This is a genomic window from Arthrobacter sp. lap29 (assembly GCF_032458965.1).
GTDB lineage: Bacteria > Actinomycetota > Actinomycetes > Actinomycetales > Micrococcaceae > Specibacter > Specibacter psychrochitiniphilus.
Genome location: NZ_JAUCEK010000012.1, coordinates 1 through 21,101, shown reverse-complemented (window position 1 = coordinate 21,101; position 21,101 = coordinate 1). Strand labels below are relative to the sequence as shown.

Below are 21,101 nucleotides of genomic sequence, written 5' to 3'. Positions count from 1 at the left end.
GTTCTCCTTGGTGCTTGACCATACGTGGCCAAAAAATCGATTATTCACCGTGCCGGGACAGCACGAAGGCCCGAAATCTGTGAACGCCTCGGGGACCTTGTCCAGCTTACTCGCCAGCGGCCTTGCTATCCTAGGAGCTGCCCCAAACACCCCCTTATCTTGGAGGAACCATGGCGCTTGCCGCCTCAACAACACTTGCTGCAACAGCTCAGAAAGTGACGGAGGTCTTCACCAACGAAGCCTTCATCCAACATGTCAGCGAAACCGTGGGAGGGGAATTGAAGTCCTTCACCATCAGCGGCCCCACCACGGCGGCGTTCACAACGCAAACTGTGCGCACCTTGCCCACCACCCGAATGCCTGACTTGGTCCAGAAGTTTGTCGGTGAATGGCTGACCGTGACGCAGGATGAGTCCTGGAGCGCACCGGCGCTGGATGGTTCACGTACCAACACCATCAAGTTGTCCGTGGCCAAGGCGCCGGTGGATGTTTCAGCTGTGCAGAAACTGAGCGTGAACGGCGAATCCACGCTGGTGGAGCTTACTGGTGAGGTGAAGTCGAGCGTGCCGTTCCTTGGCGCGAAAATCGTCTCTGCCGCCGAGCCGGTGATTGGCCGGGCTTTGAACTTGCAGGCCACGCTGGCGCAGGAATGGATTACCACACACAGCTAGCGACGGCTGGTCTAACAAAGCGCAAGGGCGCCCCATAGGATCGGGACGCCCTTTCGCTTTGTTAGACCTTATTTACCATCCGGGGTGGCCAGGATCTGCGCCACCTGAGCGTTGGAGAACAACTTCCACGCTGCCGAGGGCGATCCCTGCAGGGAAGCTAGCGGGCTTTCTTCGCGATTCCACCATTTGGCCTCGAATATACGGCCATCAAACATCACTCGGTCCCCTTGGTCATATACCTTCGCAGCACTCCACAGCGGATAGGTTCCTGCCGGCGCAGTCACTTGCGGGGCCGGCTTGTCCCCGGGAAGAACAGGACCAATCAGCTGCCACGGAGTCAGCCCGTCCGTTGCCACTGGGTTATCAGGCACATCTCCCTGAGTCCACCATTTAGCCATGTAGACGTTGCCGTTGAGAACAATCCTGTCTCCTTCTACATAGACTGCCAGATCGCTCCAGATCGGATAAGGACTCGTTGCGGGATTATCCGTGGGAAAGGTGGACTGAACGGTGGGTTGCGCCGGTGCACTGGTGGCAGATTGCGTAGGCAGAACGCTTAACCCTTCACCCAGCACAGTTGAGAACAATTTGCCCTTCTGGTCAATGCCGCTGCACCCGTCGGAAACCCGAGTCAGGTCAGGGTAGTTGGGGCCACAGGTGGCATCCCGGTTCAAGGACCACATGGAGACTCGGCCAACGCCTTTCGCCACAGCGAAATCATGGAGACCTACGGCATCCTGCAAAGTGAAAATCTCACCAGCAACATCGTTTTGGCCAATCATTGGGGTGAGCCCAATTTTCCGCCACAACCAATCGGCGCCAAAATCTTGTCCGTCGGCCTTATAGAGTGCCCCGAGCTGCGCATGAGTCGCCGTGGCAGCCGCCGTAGAAGCTTCTAACATAGTGCTTCCTGCCGTCTTGCTTCCACCGTAATCCATAGTCATGATGTTGACTCCCGCAAGGTCAACCTTTGCATCCAGCATGGCAGCAACTGCCGAGGTCCCCTCAGTGGTTAGCCCGGTGGGAGCAACTGGGAGTGTCAGCCACACTGACAGCGGATGCTTTGCAGCAAGTCGTTGCGACTGCAGCGCAGCAATTGCTGTGGCTCGTCGCTTGAGGGCAGCGGTATCGGATAGACCTGGGCCTTCTAAGTCAAGGTCAATCGCGGAAAGATCGTAGCGTTCCACAACTGAGGCGTAGGCGGCCTGCAGTTCCGCAACATCCGTACAGCGCACGGCGAGCTCATCATTCGCTTGGCCGCCAAACGAGACGGATACGGAGCCGCCTTGCTGGAGTAGGCGTGCAATACGCCGATCCACGTCCAGTTCTTGCCCGGCGGCATCCATGGAGTAGAAAGTTCCCCAACTTGGCTCGCACGCTTTGTCCTTGGACGAGACAATAAAGGACAAAACAACGGAATCAGCAGACTCGGAGACCGGTTTTTCAAAACTGTATGACGGGGTTGCCGTAACATCCACGTAACCGCTGAACATAGCAGGCTCTGCCGAAGCAGCCCTAGCATCGTTATACCTGCCCAACGCAACGTAGCCCGCCCCCGCGAGCAACGCCACTACGGCAATAAAAGCCGTCAGCCGGAACCAGGAGAGCTTGCGCCCAGGAAAGCGTTGAGACACTAGAACCCCATTCACTGCGTTGCTATCAGAGACCGCTGCCGCTAGAAGCGGCCAGACTGTATTATCCTAAGCATACTGATCAACATCCGTCGTCCGGTCTCACTCGGTCAAAGGGCGGCCGTTTATAATATGCGTGAATCCACGCATATTTTCTTTGCATGAGGGATTTATGACCGAGGCGCTTGTTGTGGCTGAAGAAGCCAGTGCAGTCCCGTCTGAGATGACGGCTTCAGACCGCGCACTTGTGCCAAAGGCTGGCCCACGCCGCCAGCGTGGCTCGGAGAAGCGTTCGGAGCCGCTTTCCATCGTTCACCCAAAGCCTTCCGGCCGTAAAATTACGCTGGGAAGGCTGGCCATTGTTGTCACTATTACAGCCTGGCTGCTCTATCTGGTGACCACAGTGGTCCGTCAACTGGCGGACAACCCCAACGCAGGGTTCCGTTTCCAGGTTGAAGCAGTCTCGTATGTTCTGGTAGTTACATTTTTGACGTTCTCCGCCCTAATGTATCTTTTGGCACGCCAAGGAGCCCTCTACCGTTTCAGAGACCATGCTCGCGTTCCACGTGGTGAACTGGACAGGCATTTTGTCGACTACAAAGAAGGCATCACAGTATTGGTGCCCTCCTATGCGGAGGAAGTCCAGGTGGTGAGGGGCACTCTGTGGTCTGCTGCCCTGCAGGAATTCCCTGACCTAAAAGTAGTGCTCTTACTTGATGATCCGCCCCATCCAAAGGATCCTCAGGCAGCGGAGAAATTGGACGCCACTAGAGCGCTAGCAGGTGAGATTTCCCAGGCGCTCTCCATTCCTGCAGCGCGGGTCAATGCAGCTTTGGCAAACTTCCGTTGCCGGGACACCAGCGCGGGCGTAGTCCCTGCAGCAGAGGTGGATGCTGTCATTGCGGAATATGAATATGCTGCTGGCTGGCTCGAGGAAATGGCTGAAGCAGAGGCCGTGGATGACCACGTTGATGAATTCTTTGTTGACCTAGTACTGATGGGCCTGGCCCGGGAATTACGGTTGGTCCTACTCGCGCTTGAAGCCGCTAGGGCTCAGTCCACCGGACCTGAACTCCAACGAGTTGAGGAACTCTATCTCCGCCTGACATGGATTTTTAATGTCAAAACCGAATACTTTGAACGCAAGGCGTACGCAAGCCTGTCTCACGAAGCCAATAAGGCTATGAACCTCAATGCCTACATTTCCTTGATGGGCGGACGTTGGCAGCGCCAAGTCACCGATGGAAACGTGGTGCTGCGCCGCCGCGCCGCAGATGATCCAGGTAGCGCTGACGATCTCGATACGCCGGACACAACTTATTTGTTGACACTTGACGCTGATTCATTGTTGCTACGGGATTACTGCCTGCGGCTGGTCTACTACCTAGAATCAGCTGGCAATGAGCGCGTCGCTGTGGCACAAACACCATACTCTTCCTTCCGCGGCGCACCCACCCGCATCGAGCGGATTGCCGGGGCCAGCACGGATATCCAGCACATCCTCCACCAGGGCATGACCTACTACGGCGCCACATTCTGGGTCGGCGCTAACGCTGTCATTCGTAAAGTCGCGCTAGAGGACATCGTGGAAGTCGAAACGGTGGGCGGTTTTGAAGTCCGCACCTACATTCAAGACCGAACTGTCATCGAGGACACAGAGTCCAGCGTGGATTTGGGTACACATGGATGGACCCTCTCAAACTATCCGGAGCGGTTGAGCTACAGCGCCACTCCCCCGGATTTTGGTTCCCTCGTGGTCCAGCGTCGCCGTTGGGCCAACGGTGGCCTGCTCATCCTGCCCAAGCTCTGGAACCAAGTACGTAAGCGCCGCCAGCGCCGCGAGACAATTCTTTTCCGGGAACTGCTCTTGCGCGTTAACTACATGTCCTCTATAGCCTGGGCAAGTTTCGGTTTGCTGTTCCTGCTCGCCTACCCCTATGACAGCCGCTTGCTGAGTCCGCTGGTTTTGGTTGCTGCCCTGCCGTACTTCCTGGCAATGGGTAGTGATCTACGCGATTGCGGGCACCGCTTTAGTGACATTTTCCGGATCTACGGATTCAACCTTGTTCTCTTGCCGGTCAACCTGGCCGGCGTGCTCAAGTCCCTTCAGCAGGCGTTCACTGGAGACAAGATTCCTTTCGTTCGAACACCAAAAGTTAAGGACCGTACAGCAGCTCCGGCACTGTACGTTGTAGTCCCGTACTTAATTGTGTTCTTCTCGGTCTTCACCTTGTGGCGAGATGCAGTGGTAAGTAACTGGGGCAACGTTGCTTTCGCAGCGCTCAATGCAACCTTGGCGGCATTCGCAATCCAGGCCTATATCGGTGTGAAGAATTCCTTAGTGGATATAAGTCTGGGTGCTATCAACTGGCTGTACATCAAGCCACGGGTACCTCGTGCCGTCGTATCCCCCGTGGTTCCCAAGACTGCTGAGGAAGTCGACTGGCAGGCTCTGCTGTACCACGGAGATAGAAGACTGAACCGAGATTTGCGTGGAGGCTCGGACCGACGCCGTAGGGTGGCGCAAAGGTGATACTGGCAACCACCGGAAGCAGGCCTTCATGATCGTTGATCCAACGGATAAGCGGTTGCCCGCTCTGATGACCGGGATTGAAGGGATCGGCGCAGGTGAACTGAGCACTCGTGTCCCAGCCGGGACGGAGCAGGATTCGCTCTCTGCCATCATCAACAGCTTTAATCAGATGGCTCAGGATCTTCAGAGGTCTCAGGAACAAGTGCAGACTCGGATGAAAACCAGAACCACCATGTTGACGGATGCCTTCCGCAAAATGGAGCTGATGGCTTTGACTGATCCGTTGACCCAATTACGCAACCGTGCGGCTCTCGAAACGGTTTTGGAATCGAGCCTGGCCGAGCAGGGCGTCAACGGATCTCCTGCATTGCTTCTGCTGGATCTGGATTCTTTCAAGAGCATTAATGACACTCTGGGGCATCCGGCAGGGGACGCCGTGCTGAAAGTTGTAGCCGAAAGGCTGCGAGATACTGTGCGGAAAATTGATACCGTGGCACGGCTAGGTGGTGACGAGTTCGCCGTGGTCCTCCAAGACACACCTGCAGAGCGCGCCAAGGCAGTATCGAGGCGGATCGTGGCAGTACTGGCCGAGCCAATGAACATTGAAACTACGGAGCTATCTGTGGGCGCAAGTGTCGGGATAGCTGCGGCCATGCCTGGTGATTCCGCCGCAGATCTGATTCTCCATGCGGACACCGCCATGTACACAGCCAAGAATAAAGCTGCCGTCAAGGTTGCCCTGTTTGAGCCCAATCTTCTCAATGCACGGCGGCTTCACCGGATACTTGCTGCAGAACTCCAAGATTCCATCGAAAACAATGAAATGGTGTTGCACTATCAGCCCATTGTCGAGCTCGCCACCGGGAAACTGCTTGGCGTTGAGGCTCTGGTTCGCTGGCAACACCCCACCCGTGGGCTTGTCATGCCTGACGAGTTCATTGACCTCGCAGAGGAAATAGGCGCTATGCCGAACTTGGCAGCTTGGGTCCTTCAGACAGCGTTGGCACGGTTGCGTCAGTGGCAGCAGACGTTGGAATTAGATCCTCGCTTCACCGTGCGGGTGAATATTTCAGCCACTCAGCTACAACGCCCTTACCTCTTGGATGACGTTCAGCGCTTATTGCTGGCTGAGGGTATTGATCCCTCGGCTCTAGTCCTAGAACTCACCGAATACTCCATGGTCACCGGCAACGAATGGGATCTGTACTCATTTCAAGGCCTGCGCAAACTAGGCGTCGGCCTAGCCATCGACGATTTCGGCACAGGGTATTCGTCCATCAGTTACTTGCGGACCCTTCCGGTAGACGGGGTGAAGCTGGATAGGTCACTGATAGGGGGCCCCACCGATGGTGGTGCCTCGCGTCCTTTCATTGCAGCCATCTTGCAATTAGTGAAGTCCTGTAACCTTGCTGCCACGTGCGAAGGAGTAGAGACTCTAGAGCAGGCCGCCATGCTCACAGAGTTGGGCTGCGAGACCGGGCAGGGCTATTATTTTGGCCGCCCCGTTCCCGCTGCGGACATCACCTCATCTTGGCTTGAGAGTTTCCAAGGTGCACCGTGGCTTGCAGTCACGGCTCAACCCTAGAGACAGTCTCTACATGCTCCATAAATTTTCGCCGGCTGCATCAACAAAAAGCCACCGTGCACCCGTTGCTCAGAGTATTATGGTTAGTGCTGCCTTAGGCAGCGCGTGATGCGCTCAATATCGATTCTTTTGAACTCATTAATCACACTATCGGGAAGAGAAAGCGGATCGTGAATTATTCTTCTTTACCCCTGGTGTGTATGGACTCCTTGGCTATGCTGGAGGACTCTCTCGAGGGACAGACCATGCTTTCCCGCGGTTTCGTGGGACGTTACGTGGAAATGTGGCCGCAACGCTATGCGCGTCTTCAGACCGCGTTAGGCGCAGGAAATGTAGAAGACGCCGCGGAGGCAGCCTTGAGCATCTTCTCATCCAGCGTGATGGTAGGAGCGGAGCGCTTAGGCCAGATGAGCGGCGACATGGTGGAGTGGATCAAGCAGGGACATCCTGACAAGGCTCAAGAAGCTCTCAACGCAGTGGCCTTGTGCGGCACAGAGACTATGACTGATCTAAAAGATCGGTACGTGCAGCCCACTAGCTGAAGCTTCCCAGAGGCCTGATCCGTTGGGCTTCCTGCCTACTGGCACGAAAGTTATGGAACAGCTTTACACTCAGAGCGAGAACTGAATCGCTCGTCTCAAGGCTTCGCTTCCGCCAGCTCTGCAGAGGCAGCTGAACTTGGAAACGCAATGCTGCTATCTTGGCCATGCTGGCCCTGCTCAACTTCATCATCAGTGCGTGGCCGGCGCATCATGGTGCCGATTCTTGCCCTCAACTCGCGGGGTCGGAACGGTTTGGTCAAATAATCGTCAGCACCTGATTCAAGGCCCAAGAGCGTGTCCATTTCATCGGCACGCCCCGTCAACATGATGATGTAGGTGTCAGTAAACGCCCTGATCTGCCGGGCCACTTCAAAACCGTTGATATCAGGAAGGCCCAGATCTAGGGTCACAATGTCGGGGTGGTGAGCTCGGACCGCTTCTACGCCATCTGCACCTGTGGATGCACAATGAACCTCAAAACCGGCTTGGGACAGTATTACGCCAATGAGTTCGCGGATGTCTTGGTCATCTTCAATGACTACCGCTACCTGAGTATTGTCCATTTTTACTCCACTTAACTTGCTAAGACCGTTGGAAATAACTTTCGGATGCGTTTATGGCAGGGCCCCAACCCTTTGCATACATCCAGTATGGCATCATCGTTAGCGGTGACCACGGGTTATCACCATGTCCTTTGATCATTTTTGGGTTACATCACACTAACCGCCGCGATGGTCAACGCATTGTCTGCCCGATCAGCAGCAATCCTAGAAGTTGTCTTGTCTGTAAACTCTCCCAATCAGTTCATTGGCCGGCATCTTTATCTGCGTTCTATCCGAACGCGGGTGATCCTTTCCCAGCTGCCATTCTTTGTCACCATAACCTTGATCAGACCCTAGACCCTGATCGCGGTTCTAGACCTGGCTGTGTTGATGGAGCCATCGCTTCAGATCGGCTGGTCGCTGAGCGCTCTGCTGTTCTTGGCGTGCTTTGTAGTTCCGTGGAAAAATTGCACCCGGCATCATTGTTGGTCATCCCCTATCTGGATCTTCTGGCCGTTTCACTGTTTCGTGACGGCGCTCACAGCCTAGGATCCGGTCAGGCCGCAGCTTTCCCCTTCATGATGCTTATTTTCTCCCTTGCAGTGGCGATAAAGACCTCCGGCACGGATGGACAGCGTGCAGCTTTGAGAGGCAAGGACAAACTACAGCGAACGTCCTTAGCTGAAAGTCATGCCCGCCAACGTCTCATGGAAACTATTGTGGATACCGTCAGTGACCAACATGAGTTTGATGGAGCTGTCATCGCCTTCCACGATGTCACTGACATCGTCAACGCCTTGTGCGCCAAAAAATGATTTAGTTCCCAATGTTTCCCATAAGTTTCAAACGCCGCTAACCGCCATCAAGTCGTATTTAGCGCTCGCCATGGAATCACCCGGATAGCATCCAAAAGAAGTTGAAAACTATCTGACAAGTACAGATAGGACCGCTGAACGCCTCAGTGGCCTAGTATCAGATCTCTTGTCCACCACAACCACGACGGTGGATCGCGCTCCTACTGACATGGTCCAGCTCTGTGCCGAAAGCTTAGCCAACGCCGCTCCCGCATGTAAGAAAAATGGGGTCGCTGTGAACTTCGATCCTCAAGAGCCATTGATGATTGGCGTTGACGCCGTGCGCATCGGCCAGGTGTTGGATAACCTCATTTCGAATGCTGTGAAATATTCGCCCCACGGCGGGGCGCTGTCATTGCGCGTATGGGCGGATGGTAACGATTTGCGCTGCGAGGTCAGCGATCAAGGGATCGGCATGAGCGCTTCCGAGCAAGAAGGGGTCTTTGTGAAATTCTTCAGAGCGCGAAGTGCCGTTGACCGCAAAATTCCGGGTATTGGTTTAGGCTTGATGATCTCCAAAACCATCATTGAAACTCATGGTGGTTCCCTGTCCTTTACCATCCACCAAGGAGAGGGCACCACCATGAGTTTCCGCATTCCTGCCTGTGTCATAGGTGCAGAGATGTCCAGCACCGTCACCTAGTCCGGCAACACCGGCTAACAAGTGATCTTGCCCTCTGAACTGCGCCACCGCATGTCAACCGGGCTTCATGGAGCTACTTCCCGGGAAATCCTCAGTTAAGATCATGAAATGACACTTTTACCGCGCGTATCCAAAGCCGTTATTCCAGCAGCTGGTTTGGGGACCCGATTCCTGCCCGCGACCAAGGCCATGCCTAAGGAAATGTTGCCTGTTGTTGACAAGCCTGCCATTCAATACGTGGTTCAGGAAGCTGTCAACGCCGGACTGACCGATGTTTTGATGATTACAGGGCGCAACAAGCGCGCCTTGGAAGACCACTTTGACCGGGTTCCGGTCACCGAGCAGCTGCTGGAGGAAAAGGGCGATCGCGAACGTCTCGCGGCGGTCCAGCATGCCACCGACCTCGGCGAAATTCACTATGTCCGCCAGGGTGACCCGAAGGGTCTGGGGCACGCAGTGTTGCGCGCCAAGACTCACGTGGGCAATGAGCCGTTTGCGGTTCTGCTCGGTGATGACTTGATCGATGAGCGCGATGAACTGCTGACCACCATGATCGAAGTTCAGGAACGTACCGGCGGCTCCGTGGTGGCGTTGATTGAAGTTCCTGCGGAGAAGATTTCTTCCTATGGCTGTGCCGATATGACAGTGATCGAGGGGGAGAACTATGTTCGGGTCAACCATCTGGTGGAGAAGCCCTCTAGAGAGGAAGCCCCGTCCAACCTGGCCGTCATTGGCCGCTATGTGCTGCACCCGGCAGTATTTGAAGTCCTTGAACACACGGCACCCGGACGCGGCAATGAAATTCAGCTGACCGACGCACTCCAAACCCTGGCAACTATGGAGGGCGAAGGCGGCGGGGTCTACGGTGTGGTGTTCCGCGGCCGCCGCTATGACACGGGAGATAAGCTCAGCTACTTGAAAGCTGTTGTAACGCTGGCCTGCGAAAGCGAAGATCTGGGCGAGGATCTACGCGAATGGTTGGGCGAATTCACCGCCGAACTCCCTGCGGAATCGTCCAGAATGGTCTCCACCCGCTAAACTGATCCTCAGGTGCGCCGGGAAGTCTGGTCGGCAATGTAATTGTCGAACCCAATTGTTCTTTACAAGATTGCCCCAAGTTAGAAGGCACAGGCCCATGGCCCAAAACTCCGAACGCCGTATTTTCACCCGAGGCACTTATGCCGAATCGCTGCGTGTCAGCGAAATTTTACGCTCCGAAACTGTAGGTGGGGCCCTACTCCTGGCAGCAACAGTTTTGGCCCTGATCTGGGCGAATTCCCCGTGGTCCGAGGGCTACTTCGCTTTGCGCGATTTCCAGATTGGACCTGAATCCCTTCATCTGAATCTCAGTCTGGGCACTTGGGCCGCAGACGGCCTGCTGGCAATCTTCTTCTTTGTTGCAGGCCTGGAACTCAAGCGGGAGTTCGTGGCAGGGGACTTGCGTAGTCCTGCCAAGGCCGTGGTACCCATTGCCGCTGCTTTTGGTGGCGTCATTGTCCCTGCTTTGATCTTTGTGGCAGTAAACATCTCCGCTGGTCCCGAAATCCTCAAAGGATGGGCCATCCCCACCGCCACGGATATCGCTTTCGCTCTAGCCGTTCTTGCTGTCATCAGTACACACCTTCCCAGTGCACTGCGGACGTTCCTGCTAACACTGGCCGTGGTGGATGATCTGATCGCCATTGCCATCATCGCTGTGTTTTACCCCGGGGAGATGCACTTCCAATACCTCGCCTTGGCCGTCCTGCCTTTGTTGGTCTTCACGTGGCTAGTTCAAAAGCGCATCCGCTCCTGGTATTTGCTCATCCCACTCGCTGCCGCAACGTGGGGGTTGGTCCATGCCTCCGGTGTCCACGCCACAGTGGCAGGTGTACTTCTAGGCTTCGCCGTGCCCGTGATTCGCAGCAAGAAGATGGGTGGACCGGATGCGGGTCCCGGGATGGCCGAACATTTTGAACATGTCATGCGTCCCATTTCATCCGGATTTGCCGTACCACTCTTCGCTTTCTTCTCAGCAGGCGTGGTCGTGGGTGGCTTGAGTGGGCTGAAAAACTCTCTCTCTGACACCGTAGCCATTGGCATCGTATTGGCCCTGGTGGTGGGCAAGTTCATCGGCGTCTTTGGTTCCACGTGGCTGGTCACCAAAACAACTAAGGCAGAACTCGATGACGGACTAGCTTGGGTGGATGTTGCCGGTCTGGCACTTTTGGCAGGGGTGGGATTCACCGTTTCCCTGCTGATTAGCGAGCTTAGCTTCGGTGATGACGCCCCACATTACGATCACGCGAAAGTGGCCATCCTGGCTGGATCTGTGATTGCCGCTCTTCTGGCTTCGGTGGTTCTCAGGTTGAGGAATAGCCATTACCGCACTATTGCCGAATTAGAGAGTCGTGACGACGATGGTGACGGAACACCGGACGTCTATCAGAGGTAAAACGCGTTCGCGTGAGTGGCCCGTGTATATTAACCAAATTGGCGAGGTATATGCTGGCCTGTTGTGCGCCACCGTTCAAGGATGAAAGTAATCATGACACCGTCTGAGTCGAAAAGCATTACTACTAGTCACTTTTACCGTCTGCAGGGCTTGCGTAAAAGGGTCTTCCTCACCCAGTTGCCGTTGTCACTGTTGATGGTTGTGGCTGTCATTCTTGCACTCGCGTTCTATCCGCAGTCTTTTCGCGAGACATTATTTGTCACTTCATTAGCGATGCATGTGCTTCTTTTACTGGCGGCAATTTTCGTCCCCTGGGATCGTCTCCCCCGTGGGTCATTCCTGGTGATTCCCTACCTCGATTTTGTTGCTATTGGGCTGTTCCGTGGAGGAAATTACCAATTCCTCACTGCGGTGGGACTGCTGATCTTTTTCCCTGTCTTTTGGCTGGCGGCCTCGGGCATGGCCAAACGTACGGCAGTTTCCGTGAGTGTGGTGGGTGCCTTGCTCATCGTGTGGGTGCCAATTTTTACCCAATCAGGCGCGCTCACATTCGAGCAGCTTGTCAAGCCGCTGCTTTTCCCACTGGTGGTTTTCGCCTTTGCCACCACGGTGGCGGCTGTGACCAACACCATGAACGTGCAAAGGAAAACGTTACAAGCCAAGGACCGCCAGTTACGGGATGCTCTAGCGGCTAGTCAGCAGCGTGAACGGCTTCTGAGCACAATTCTGGACACTGTGGCCGTGGGCGTGGTGGTGGTAGATTCCGGTGGCCATGACGTACTCATGAACGCTACGCAAAGCGTTCTGCACAGCCACGCCCTACCTGAAGGAATTGCGGATCCGGAGGAAAAGGAACTGCTTGTCTTCAACCAGGATGGCATCACCCCTGTGCCTACCGAGGAACGTCCTGTCCTCCGGGCCATTCATGCAGAGGAATTCACCAACTACCAGTTATGGCTGGGCAGCGGCGAAACGGCACGTGCGGTTTCCACCGCTTCGCGCGTCATGGTGGATGAGCAGGGAAAATTCGATGGCGCTGTTATCGCTTTCCACGACATTACGGACATGATGTCAGCGCTAGGAGCCAAAAATGATTTTGTATCCAACGTTTCGCATGAATTCCGGACACCACTGACTTCTATTCAGGGTTATCTGGACATGGCATTGGAAGAGCCTGCCGAGTTACCGCCACATGTTGAAAAGTATTTGACCATTGCCGCTCGGAATGTGGATCGCCTGAATTCCTTGGTGGAGGACCTACTCAGCACCGATTCGGTAACTCTGAACGTTGCCCGCGTTGATGTGGCACAGCTGGTGGCTGACAGCTTAGGAACGGCAGCCCCGGTCGCTGACGCCAACAAGGTGGCACTCTCAACCCAAGTTCAAGCTCCTTTGGAAGCGTTCGTCGATGCTCTTCGGGTGGGCCAGGTATTGGATAATCTGGTCTCCAATGCAGTCAAGTACTCTCCCGATGGTGGCACCGTCACCGTCCGCGCGTGGGCGCAGGGCTCGGATCTCTGGTGCGAGGTGAAGGACACAGGAATCGGTATGAATAGTGCTGACCAAGCTGAGGCCTTCACCAAATTCTTCCGCGCAAAATCTGCAATGCAGCGCTCCATCCCCGGAATCGGGCTGGGCCTGATGATCTCTAAGGCCATCATCTCCAAACACGGCGGGACCATTGAGCTCCGCAGCGAGCGAGGGCTGGGTACATCCATAACCTTCGTACTCCCGGGCTGTGTCGTCACAGGTCCGGCCACCACAGCACTTGATCTCACTGCTGTACTTTCTGAAAGTTAAGGCAGCAATTGACCTCTACTGACATTCCCGAGGCAATGAGATTGCCAGCCAATTGCCGTTGGCGCACCTCAACGTGGCGTACCGTTATGTTGTGAACGCCAAACATCAGACTCTCCACCGCATATCGCTTTACCTTGTTGGCGCCTACCTTGTAGCGCTGGTTCTCATAGTCTTTTGGCCCACACCGGTTGACCGTCCGGCCGCCGGAACCTTACACAGCCTTATGGTGTGGATACACAGCCACGGCGTTCCCACGTTCATTGGCTACAACACCATCGAGTTCACCGCGAATATCGTGATGTTTGTCCCCATGGGGATCATTGCCTCGGGTTGGACTAAGAGGGCGTGGCTTGGCGCAGTGCTCGGAGCTGCTATTTCCTGCTTCATAGAGTTGGGCCAGTTGATTTTCCTCGCTGACCGTTTCGCTTCCGTACTGGATATTGTGGCGAACACTGCGGGTGCTTGCATCGGTGCTGTAACCTACCACCTGGCTCATACAAAGCACGTTTCCAGGGAAGAGCAAGTTGAGCTGTACGGTAAGAGTCATGAGCATTGTGCCCCCTTTTAGGATTTTAACCGTTTGTACGGGAAATATTTGCCGTTCGCCCATGGCTGAGCGGTTGCTGCAAAGTGAACTTGACCTGTTATCCCCCGGTGTCTTCGCCGTAGAAAGTGCCGGCACTGCAGCCATGGTGGGATCCGCCATGGAGGCGCACATCCAAGGTTTTGTCAGGGCATCTGGAGCATCCTCAGATGGCTTCTCAGCCAGGCAGCTCACCCGCAACATTCTAGATCAACAGGATCTGGTTCTGGCTCTAACGCGTGAGCACCGCAGTCGCATCGTGGAGATGCACCCAGGTTTACTAAAAAGGACCTTCACGTTGCGTGAACTGGCACGGGTCCTCCCCCACATTGACGGGGCTCGCGGTGTCCACCCTGCGGAACGCTGGGAGTTGGCCATTCCTTTGGCCATGCGCGTCCGCACCCTCCACAGAGCATCAGCTGACGATGACGACGTGGTTGACCCTTACCGCCGCGGCGACTACGTCTTTGAACAAATGCGACGGCAACTAGTGCCAGCAGTGCAACAAATTACCACATGGGAGAATTCACATTAGTAAGTTTTGAATCAGTTCGGATGGCAACTGGGTGGGTGGATCAGGGCTTACGAGCTGCCTGATTGTTCTGATTTTGGCATGTGGGTTTGACATTGTGGCCGCTAATCTTGTGGCTGGTTTCGGTGAGGGTTCAACATTGAATCGACCCAGGTTTTATGCCGTTTTCTATCGACAGAATGGCTAGAATGCCTAAGCATTTTCTGTCGCTGCCCGCCCGGAAGAGACCACCGCATCAACGAGTTCGCCATGGAGCCGGCGGGCAGAGCGAGCCCTGGCTGGAACCTGGGCAGTGGCCTCAGAAAAGGTTTTTCGTTCGCACACGGATTCACCGCAAAAGTAGCGGCGCTGGCGCCAGAGTACCTCGACCGGGCCAGCGACGGGGATGTCCCGGACTCGCTGCCAGCGTCTGGACTGGCACCGAGTACCGATCACCCCGCACCCGGGGCAGCCTGACTCGACGGTACTTTCAACATGAACGCGGCGTTTCCCATAATCAAGGATCTGAGTCTCAAGAACCCGGTAATCCTTGAGGTTGAAGATCGTGGTGGCAGCATCAGGGTGCGCCAAAGTAAGCTCGTTCAAGGCTCGTAGTCCTGTCAAAGATGAATGCGTCAGAACATCCATCACAACAGGCCTACGAGCCACCTTTGTTCAAGGACACGAAACCAAAATTCACCACGAACCACGGAGAGCAGATGGCGGTATCAAGCCGTCTTAGCAACATTGTCGTTGAGTAGCTTGGTGAATACCTCCCGTGGTGTAAGGAATCCCAAGACGGCCCGGGGGCGGTCGTTGAGCTCATCAGCGATGGAGTCTAGATAGGGCTGGTGGCTGGTCAGTTCGTTGCCCTTGGGGAGGTACTCCCTGATCAGCCCATTCGTGTTCTCATTCGACGGTCGCTCCCACGGTGAATGGGGGTGGGCGAAGTGCACCGGCAGGTCCGTAGCCAGCGTGAGTTGTGCGTGGCGGGCCATCTCGGTGCCCTGATCCCAGATCAAGGAACCTCGCATCAGGGCCGGCAGGTCTTTGACCCGATCGATGAGCACATCGGCGAGTCCGTCGGCCTTCTTACCTTCGGGCAGGCCCAGCATGATCAAGAATCTGCTGTGTCTCTCGACCAGGGTTGCGATGGCACTCTTGCCTCCCTTGCCGACGACGAGATCCCCTTCCCACGCGCCGGGAACACGGCGATCTGCTGCTTCTTCGGGACGGTCGTCGATGCTGACCGTGCCAATGATCCGGCCACCTGTGCGTTCACCCAATGGCTTCACTGATCTACGCTTGGTGCGTTTGGATTGGAGTAGGATTCCGGACTTGGCAAGCTCGCCCTTGGGCAGCGCGTAGATCCACCTGTAGATCGCCTCGTGGGACACGGTGCGGCCTTCGGCGTCGGGTGATTTCGTCATGGTCTCAACGCTGGCGTCTGTGGCTTCTAAACGCAAACGGCCGGCGATCTGCCGCGGCGTCCTGGACCTAGCTAGATCAGCCTTCACCCGGGCGGCAAGGACCACATCTGTATCGATTTTCCGTGCCTGCGGACGTCCGCGCCGGCGCTCAGCAGCACAGTCGGCACTCACGGGCCGGTAGCCGCGGGTCTTCGTCGAGTTCCTGTGGCGTTCCCGCCAAATGATCGTGTGGTCACGGCCAAGATCCGCACCGATCTGACGATCAGACTTGCCAGCAAGGATGCCTACGGCGATGTCCGCCCGATCCGAAAACGACAATCGCCTACGCCCCACCAGCAACTCATCTAATCAACCAACTTGTTGCTTCGAGGGTATGACACCGCCGATAGACCTCACGCCATAAAAACCCACTTAAGCATCACCCGAATTTCCGCCACAAAAACATGTCTGTTAGAATTCTACGTAAAATGGCAGACTGGAGTCCGACGCCACCGGACAACAAGAAGTGTGGTACTGAAAATACAATATTCGAACAAAAACACTGGAAGCCACAAAAATCAGTAGAGATTTACAATCAACGGATCAAAGAAACCAAAAACTCAGAAAATAGGCTATACATATTAAATGAGCACGTATCCCTCAGCAAATAATATGCTCCACGAATCACCTAAATGGACATTAATAACTGTTACTTACAACAGTGAGAAGATGCTCAATACATTCTGGGAAAATCACACACACAATGACCTATATCACTGGGTCGTTGTGGACAATGCATCAAAAGATAAATCTGCAGATATAGCAGAAAAAATGGGCGCTAAAGTAATCCGATTGTCTGAAAACGTAGGATTTGGTGCAGCAAACAACATCGGATTCACTTATGCTACAACCGCATATGTCTCCTTCGTGAATCCGGATATATCAGTAAAACCCGAAGATTTAGTATTACTTAAAAATCACATTGATGCAAATCCAAACGATCTTGTTTCCCCTCAATTGATAAACGAAGATGGTTCCCTGCAGCCTAACGGACGCGGTTATCCGTCTCTTGTTAACAAAATTCGAAATCGAAGATTGTCTCCTAAATTAAATGGAACATATTTGAAATTTGCCTTACCAGGGGAGACTAAGTCCGTAGAATGGCTCATGGGAGCAGTTGTGGCAGGATCTCGCGAACGGCTTGATCTGCTTGGACCATGGGATGAGAGATTTTTTGTCTACTATGAAGATTCGGATTTGGGACTTCGTAATACCAAAATTAACGGCAGGTCGATCGTTCTTGGCGATGCCCAATGGGTTCATGGATGGGCTCGAGAGACAAAAAACTTATCCTGGCGAGCTTGGAAACTCGAAATTCCATCACTAATTAAGTTTTATTCAAGGTATCCTCGCCTACTTGGGATCTCGAGTATACAAAAAATAGACTGATATAAAATATTCTCCCAAAGTGATCGTGCCAATGGTTAAAAGTATCTTACCCATTGCTCATCAAATACAATATTCGATAGGTATATCCACCGACTGCTCACCCGATAGGACGATCATCATAAGTTGGTCAAGTATCGATCTCCCACTGCGATATGCTGGTCTACAATGGCATGCAAAAAACAATAAATTCTGACTAACGCGACAATTTCTGGTCAAAGTAACATTTCGATTTTAGCGTATGCAATTTCTTGCACTAACAGTATCACCGGCATATCCTTATCGAGCTAAAGGCACAGCCACTCTAAATTTAAATATGTCTCATCCTCTAATCGGAAAGTAATACCCATGAGTCGAGTTATAACTTACGGAACCTTTGATTTACTACACGACGGGCACATACGACTGCTAGAGCGAGCTCGAAATGCGGGTAATTACTTAATTGTTGGAGTGACGTCCGAAAGATACGATGAACGACGCGGGAAATTAAGTGTCCATGATTCACTGGCGGAGCGAATCGAGAATGTAAGGAAAACTGGTCTTGCTGACAAGATAATTGTCGAGGAGTACGAAGGTCAAAAGGTTGACGATATTCAACGCTATTCTATAGATCTTTTCGCTATCGGCTCAGACTGGACTGGACATTTCGACTATTTGAACCAGCTCTGTAAAGTTCAATATCTGGAGCGGACAGCAGGAGTATCAAGCACAGAGAGTAGAGCTGTCAAGTCAGGAATAGTGCGAATCGGTATAGTCGGAACTGGACGTATCGCGAATCGTTTCGTTCAGGAAGCCAAATTTGTGTCAAGCGTAAGCGTGGAACATGTTTTTTCTCGACGCTACGAAACGGCCTCGAAATTTCGGCAAACACACAGTTTGGGTTTAGCTACTAAAACTTATGATGATCTTCTCGACCAAATTGACGCGGTGTATATCGCGACGCCTCACGAATCACACTATGATTATGCTCGAAGGGCCCTAGCTGCCGGTCGTCACGTTCTGTGCGAAAAACCCCTAACACTAAGTTGCGAAGAAACTTCCCAACTGTATTCCATGGCAGATATAAGCGGACTCGTCCTCTTGGAAGGAATAAAGACAGCTTTTTCCCCTGGTTTCCTAAGGCTATGCTCGTTGGCGCAGTCAGGAACTATCGGTGAAATCATGGCAGTTGACGCAACTTTCACCCGGTTGACTGGTCCCGGACTCCGAGAAACGAGTGGAGACTCCGGTTCTGGAAGCCTAACGGAACTTGGAAGCTACCCTCTTTTAGCAATTGCCCGACTCTTGGGAACAGAACCGACACAAGTCATTTGCGATTCAATCGTGGCATCCGATAGCACCGTTGACGCTCTGACTCGCGTTAGCCTCAAGTACGAACGAGCCGTGGCGACCGCAACAGTTGCACTCGGAGCCAAATCTGAAGGTGATCTTCGGATCGCTGGTACAAAGGGCTACATTTATGTCCCCTCTCCATGGTGGAAAACTTCGAGAATTGAGATCCGCGGCGAGGATGCCAGTAAGAACGTTGTATATGTTGAACCTTTCCAGGGTGACGGACTGCGTTATGAACTTTCCGAATTTTCAAGTATGATTCAGTCCAAATCAACACATTCATATAAATTGAATAGAAAAACTTCTGAGTTTATTCAATCAATCATTTCAATGTCACCGACGATAAGGTAGGTATATTTCGCCTGTGCAGATATATCAACATAATCCGAGTTATTCTTCAAACAGGCATGTGATCTCTACAATGATCTGTGCCGGTAAAGAAATTAGCGCATGACCGAATTTGAAAAAATCACCTCGATGCGGTATTTAAAAGAGTCTTCTTCGCATTCGGGCATAGGCCAAAGAACTTATGGTTTACAGTTTGTAATGTTTTTACTGCTTTCTATTGTATTCCCCATAATACTCTTTTATAGTGTCAATCCTGGCGCTCTCCAGCCCATTCAGCTGACCCTTAGGTGCTTGATAATCCTGTATTCGGGTTGGATGCTTGCGCTGTTGCTTGCACGGGGTGAAACCAAATGGTTCGCTACCATGTTCTGGACGTTTTGCTTCGTTTGGATGGGCATAGCTGGCATGGCGCAAACTTTCTCAGGCCGCGATTCATATGCGCAGGTTATCGATCCTACAATAGACACGAAGAATTCATTTCTTATTTTATGTGGAATGATCGGATGGCACTTTTTATATAATATTTCGACTCGCGAGAAGCAGACACGAGATGGATCTAAGCTCCTTCTGACAAATTTGAAGTTCGTTAGCCGCCGTCGGGTGCTCACAGTTTTTTGGATAGCAATAGTTTTGACACCACTACTTTTAGCTTATCTCGGCGACTTCCAGTTTTTTCTCAAGTCACGAATCGAGACGGCTTCGGGTCTGAGCGATTTAGGGAATGGTTCGTCTCTGGCACTACAGGGAATTATCGTGGCTCTTATTCAAGTGCCTCCTGCCATTGCCCTGTTCGGGGTCACTCTCTTGCTTCAAGAGAGTCCAGAATTACGTCGGAGGCCCGCATGGTGGGTAACCTCGGCCCTAATTCTGGCTTTGAACTTCCTAGTAAATAATCCCATAGGAGTATCTCGTTTTTGGTTCGGTACCGTTATTATTGGTTGGATCTTATGCTGGCGAATATTCCGCACAGTTAGAGGCTATAGACTTGCCGTTATAGCCTTGGTCGCTACCCTAACGATAATTTTTCCCTATGCTGACTACTTTCGGACACCCGATGCGAATGTAGAAGTTGTCGCGCCCTACGAGTTCCTGGCGAAGAAATTGGATTACGACGCTTCTGCCCAGGTATCCAACGCCATTCGAACATATGAGACAAATGGACCGGCATACGGTCATCAGCTTTTGGGGGCTATAGGCTTTGCCGTTCCAAGATCTGTGTGGCCAGATAAAGCTGAACCGACGGGCGTGGTTATTGCTCAAGCAATAAATTTTCACTTTGAAAATCTGAGTGCCCCCTTATGGGCTGAAGGCTACGTTGATTTTGGTCCTATTGGTGCTCCTCTGTATCCAGCGCTCTTTGGTATTCTGGCTGGTGTCGGCGATCGTTTACATAGAGTTGCGGTTCGTTCTGGTGGCGCCAGAGTAAGTCTCATCGCCACACCCGCACTGGCCCTATACAGTTTGATCCTAATTCGAGGCTCACTCTTGGGGACAGTTGCCCAAGGAGTAATTCTGGCCGTGGCGTTTCACTTTTTAGGTACACGCGAAGCAGGACACCAGGGCAGCGGGAAAGCGGGAAAGCGTTAGTTGATCTTATCCATGCTCGTTTCAAATGAATTTTGAATCTGCGGTGTTAAGCCGGCTCTTCGTGGTTCAAGGTTAATTGGTTCTCCGCGGTTCGTGGTGAACTCCATTATGGTCATGGATGATTCACCGCTGTTGGGGCGTCGGCGGTGTCAAGCCGTCTTAGCAACATCCTCGTTGAGTAGCTTGGTGAAGACTTCCCTTGGTGTCAGGAATCCCAGAACGGCGCGGGGCCGGTCGTTGAGTTCGTCGGCAATAGAGTCCAGATAGGGCTGGTGACTGGTCAGCTCGATGCCCTTGGGCAGGTACTCCCGGATCAGCCCGTTCGTGTTCTCGTTCGATGGTCGCTCCCAGGGAGAGTGGGGGTGGGCGAAGTACACCGGCACGTCTGTAGCCAGTGTCAGTTGGGCGTGGCGGGCCATCTCGGTGCCCTGGTCCCACGTCAGGGAGCCTCGCATCAACGCCGGCAGGTCATTGACCCGATTGATGAGGACATCGGCGAGTCCGTCGGCCTTCTTGCCTTCGGGCAGGCCCAGCATGATCAAGAATCTGCTGTTCCTCTCGACGAGGGTTGCGATGGCACTCTTGCCGCCCTTTCCGACCACCAGATCCAGGGCTCCTGATATCACGATTTAATTGATGAGAGCCGGCGC

Annotated in this window: 18 protein-coding genes and 1 pseudogene; 14 read left to right on the top strand and 5 right to left on the bottom strand. The window is 53.5% G+C overall.

What is annotated here, in order from left to right:
- The first annotated feature begins 170 nt into the window (after positions 1 to 170).
- The gene (locus RY113_RS16875; protein WP_315915548.1) at positions 171 to 671 is read left to right on the top strand and encodes a DUF2505 domain-containing protein; all 501 of its coding nucleotides are present in this window, start codon (positions 171 to 173) and stop codon (positions 669 to 671) included.
- 68 nt (positions 672 to 739) lie between these two features.
- Here the strand turns inward: RY113_RS16875 and RY113_RS16870 are convergent, their stop codons facing one another.
- Positions 740 to 2,305, bottom strand: coding sequence for a carbohydrate-binding protein (locus tag RY113_RS16870; protein ID WP_315915547.1), 1,566 nt, complete (start codon positions 2,303 to 2,305; stop codon positions 740 to 742).
- Positions 2,306 to 2,525: 220 nt separating this feature from the next.
- On the opposite strand from RY113_RS16870, the gene RY113_RS16865 reads away from it, so the two are divergent.
- From RY113_RS16865 to RY113_RS16855, 3 genes are all read left to right on the top strand, one after another.
- Entirely contained in the window at positions 2,526 to 4,835 is a 2,310-nt protein-coding gene (locus RY113_RS16865; RefSeq protein WP_315915589.1) for a glycosyltransferase family 2 protein, read from the top strand.
- A gap of 28 nt (positions 4,836 to 4,863) precedes the next feature.
- Positions 4,864 to 6,420, top strand: coding sequence for an EAL domain-containing protein (locus RY113_RS16860; RefSeq protein WP_315915545.1), 1,557 nt, complete (start codon positions 4,864 to 4,866; stop codon positions 6,418 to 6,420).
- A gap of 170 nt (positions 6,421 to 6,590) precedes the next feature.
- On the top strand, positions 6,591 to 6,962 hold the full coding sequence (locus RY113_RS16855) for a hypothetical protein (RefSeq protein WP_315915543.1): 372 nt from the start codon (positions 6,591 to 6,593) through the stop codon (positions 6,960 to 6,962).
- 182 nt (positions 6,963 to 7,144) lie between these two features.
- Here the strand turns inward: RY113_RS16855 and RY113_RS16850 are convergent.
- Positions 7,145 to 7,525, bottom strand: a pseudogene (locus RY113_RS16850) (response regulator transcription factor); the annotation flags it as partial.
- 53 nt (positions 7,526 to 7,578) lie between these two features.
- Here RY113_RS16850 and RY113_RS16845 point away from each other — a divergent pair.
- From RY113_RS16845 to RY113_RS16815, 7 genes are all read left to right on the top strand, one after another.
- On the top strand, positions 7,579 to 8,319 hold the full coding sequence (locus RY113_RS16845; protein WP_315915542.1) for a hypothetical protein: 741 nt from the start codon (positions 7,579 to 7,581) through the stop codon (positions 8,317 to 8,319).
- Between the two features lie 274 nt (positions 8,320 to 8,593).
- A complete protein-coding gene (locus RY113_RS16840; protein WP_315915541.1) occupies positions 8,594 to 9,001 on the top strand; it encodes an ATP-binding protein in 408 nt (135 codons plus the stop codon).
- A 108-nt stretch (positions 9,002 to 9,109) separates the two neighbouring features.
- Complete coding sequence (gene galU / locus RY113_RS16835) at positions 9,110 to 10,039, top strand: UTP--glucose-1-phosphate uridylyltransferase GalU (protein WP_315915540.1); 930 nt, start codon at positions 9,110 to 9,112, stop codon at positions 10,037 to 10,039.
- A gap of 97 nt (positions 10,040 to 10,136) precedes the next feature.
- Positions 10,137 to 11,435 carry a Na+/H+ antiporter NhaA gene (nhaA, locus tag RY113_RS16830; RefSeq protein WP_315915538.1) on the top strand — a complete coding sequence of 433 codons (1,299 nt, stop codon included), beginning with the start codon at positions 10,137 to 10,139 and terminating at the stop codon, positions 11,433 to 11,435.
- 93 nt (positions 11,436 to 11,528) lie between these two features.
- Positions 11,529 to 13,235 (top strand): ATP-binding protein, encoded by a 1,707-nt coding sequence (locus RY113_RS16825; RefSeq protein ID WP_315915536.1) that lies wholly within the window; start codon positions 11,529 to 11,531, stop codon positions 13,233 to 13,235.
- Between the two features lie 91 nt (positions 13,236 to 13,326).
- On the top strand, positions 13,327 to 13,803 hold the full coding sequence (locus tag RY113_RS16820) for a VanZ family protein (protein WP_315915533.1): 477 nt from the start codon (positions 13,327 to 13,329) through the stop codon (positions 13,801 to 13,803).
- Positions 13,781 to 14,353 (top strand): low molecular weight phosphatase family protein, encoded by a 573-nt coding sequence (locus RY113_RS16815; RefSeq protein WP_315915532.1) that lies wholly within the window; start codon positions 13,781 to 13,783, stop codon positions 14,351 to 14,353. The genes RY113_RS16820 and RY113_RS16815 overlap by 23 nt, the downstream gene beginning before the upstream one ends.
- A gap of 189 nt (positions 14,354 to 14,542) precedes the next feature.
- On the opposite strand, the gene RY113_RS16810 is transcribed toward RY113_RS16815, so the two are convergent.
- Together RY113_RS16810 and RY113_RS16805 are read right to left on the bottom strand one after the other, a co-directional pair.
- Complete coding sequence (locus tag RY113_RS16810; protein ID WP_315915531.1) at positions 14,543 to 14,935, bottom strand: transposase family protein; 393 nt, start codon at positions 14,933 to 14,935, stop codon at positions 14,543 to 14,545.
- Between the two features lie 122 nt (positions 14,936 to 15,057).
- Positions 15,058 to 16,077 (bottom strand): IS30 family transposase, encoded by a 1,020-nt coding sequence (locus RY113_RS16805; protein ID WP_315915530.1) that lies wholly within the window; start codon positions 16,075 to 16,077, stop codon positions 15,058 to 15,060.
- Between the two features lie 306 nt (positions 16,078 to 16,383).
- Here RY113_RS16805 and RY113_RS16800 point away from each other — a divergent pair, with 306 nt between their 5' ends.
- From RY113_RS16800 to RY113_RS16790, 3 genes are all read left to right on the top strand, one after another.
- Positions 16,384 to 17,187 carry a glycosyltransferase gene (locus RY113_RS16800; protein WP_315915528.1) on the top strand — a complete coding sequence of 268 codons (804 nt, stop codon included), beginning with the start codon at positions 16,384 to 16,386 and terminating at the stop codon, positions 17,185 to 17,187.
- A 345-nt stretch (positions 17,188 to 17,532) separates the two neighbouring features.
- Positions 17,533 to 18,867, top strand: a complete 1,335-nt coding sequence (locus tag RY113_RS16795; RefSeq protein ID WP_315915527.1) for a Gfo/Idh/MocA family oxidoreductase — start codon at positions 17,533 to 17,535, stop codon at positions 18,865 to 18,867.
- A gap of 99 nt (positions 18,868 to 18,966) precedes the next feature.
- Positions 18,967 to 20,451, top strand: coding sequence for a hypothetical protein (locus tag RY113_RS16790; RefSeq protein WP_315915526.1), 1,485 nt, complete (start codon positions 18,967 to 18,969; stop codon positions 20,449 to 20,451).
- 149 nt (positions 20,452 to 20,600) lie between these two features.
- Here RY113_RS16790 and RY113_RS16785 read toward each other — a convergent pair whose 3' ends face one another.
- Positions 20,601 to 21,077, bottom strand: coding sequence for an IS30 family transposase (locus RY113_RS16785; RefSeq protein ID WP_315915525.1), 477 nt, complete (start codon positions 21,075 to 21,077; stop codon positions 20,601 to 20,603).
- Between the last annotated feature and the right edge of the window lie 24 nt (positions 21,078 to 21,101).

What these genes read in the sequence shown, in the direction of transcription:
- RY113_RS16860 (WP_315915545.1), top strand. Translation starts at nt 4,864, where the DNA reads ATGATCGTTGATCCAACGGATAAGCGGTTGCCCGCTCTGATGACCGGG.
- galU (WP_315915540.1), top strand. Translation starts at nt 9,110, where the DNA reads ATGACACTTTTACCGCGCGTATCCAAAGCCGTTATTCCAGCAGCTGGT.
- RY113_RS16875 (WP_315915548.1), top strand. Translation starts at nt 171, where the DNA reads ATGGCGCTTGCCGCCTCAACAACACTTGCTGCAACAGCTCAGAAAGTG.
- RY113_RS16825 (WP_315915536.1), top strand. Translation starts at nt 11,529, where the DNA reads ATGACACCGTCTGAGTCGAAAAGCATTACTACTAGTCACTTTTACCGT.
- RY113_RS16865 (WP_315915589.1), top strand. Translation starts at nt 2,526, where the DNA reads ATGACGGCTTCAGACCGCGCACTTGTGCCAAAGGCTGGCCCACGCCGC.
- RY113_RS16815 (WP_315915532.1), top strand. Translation starts at nt 13,781, where the DNA reads ATGAGCATTGTGCCCCCTTTTAGGATTTTAACCGTTTGTACGGGAAAT.
- RY113_RS16795 (WP_315915527.1), top strand. Translation starts at nt 17,533, where the DNA reads ATGAGTCGAGTTATAACTTACGGAACCTTTGATTTACTACACGACGGG.
- RY113_RS16790 (WP_315915526.1), top strand. Translation starts at nt 18,967, where the DNA reads ATGACCGAATTTGAAAAAATCACCTCGATGCGGTATTTAAAAGAGTCT.
- RY113_RS16845 (WP_315915542.1), top strand. Translation starts at nt 7,579, where the DNA reads ATGGCAGGGCCCCAACCCTTTGCATACATCCAGTATGGCATCATCGTT.
- RY113_RS16800 (WP_315915528.1), top strand. Translation starts at nt 16,384, where the DNA reads ATGAGCACGTATCCCTCAGCAAATAATATGCTCCACGAATCACCTAAA.
- nhaA (WP_315915538.1), top strand. Translation starts at nt 10,137, where the DNA reads ATGGCCCAAAACTCCGAACGCCGTATTTTCACCCGAGGCACTTATGCC.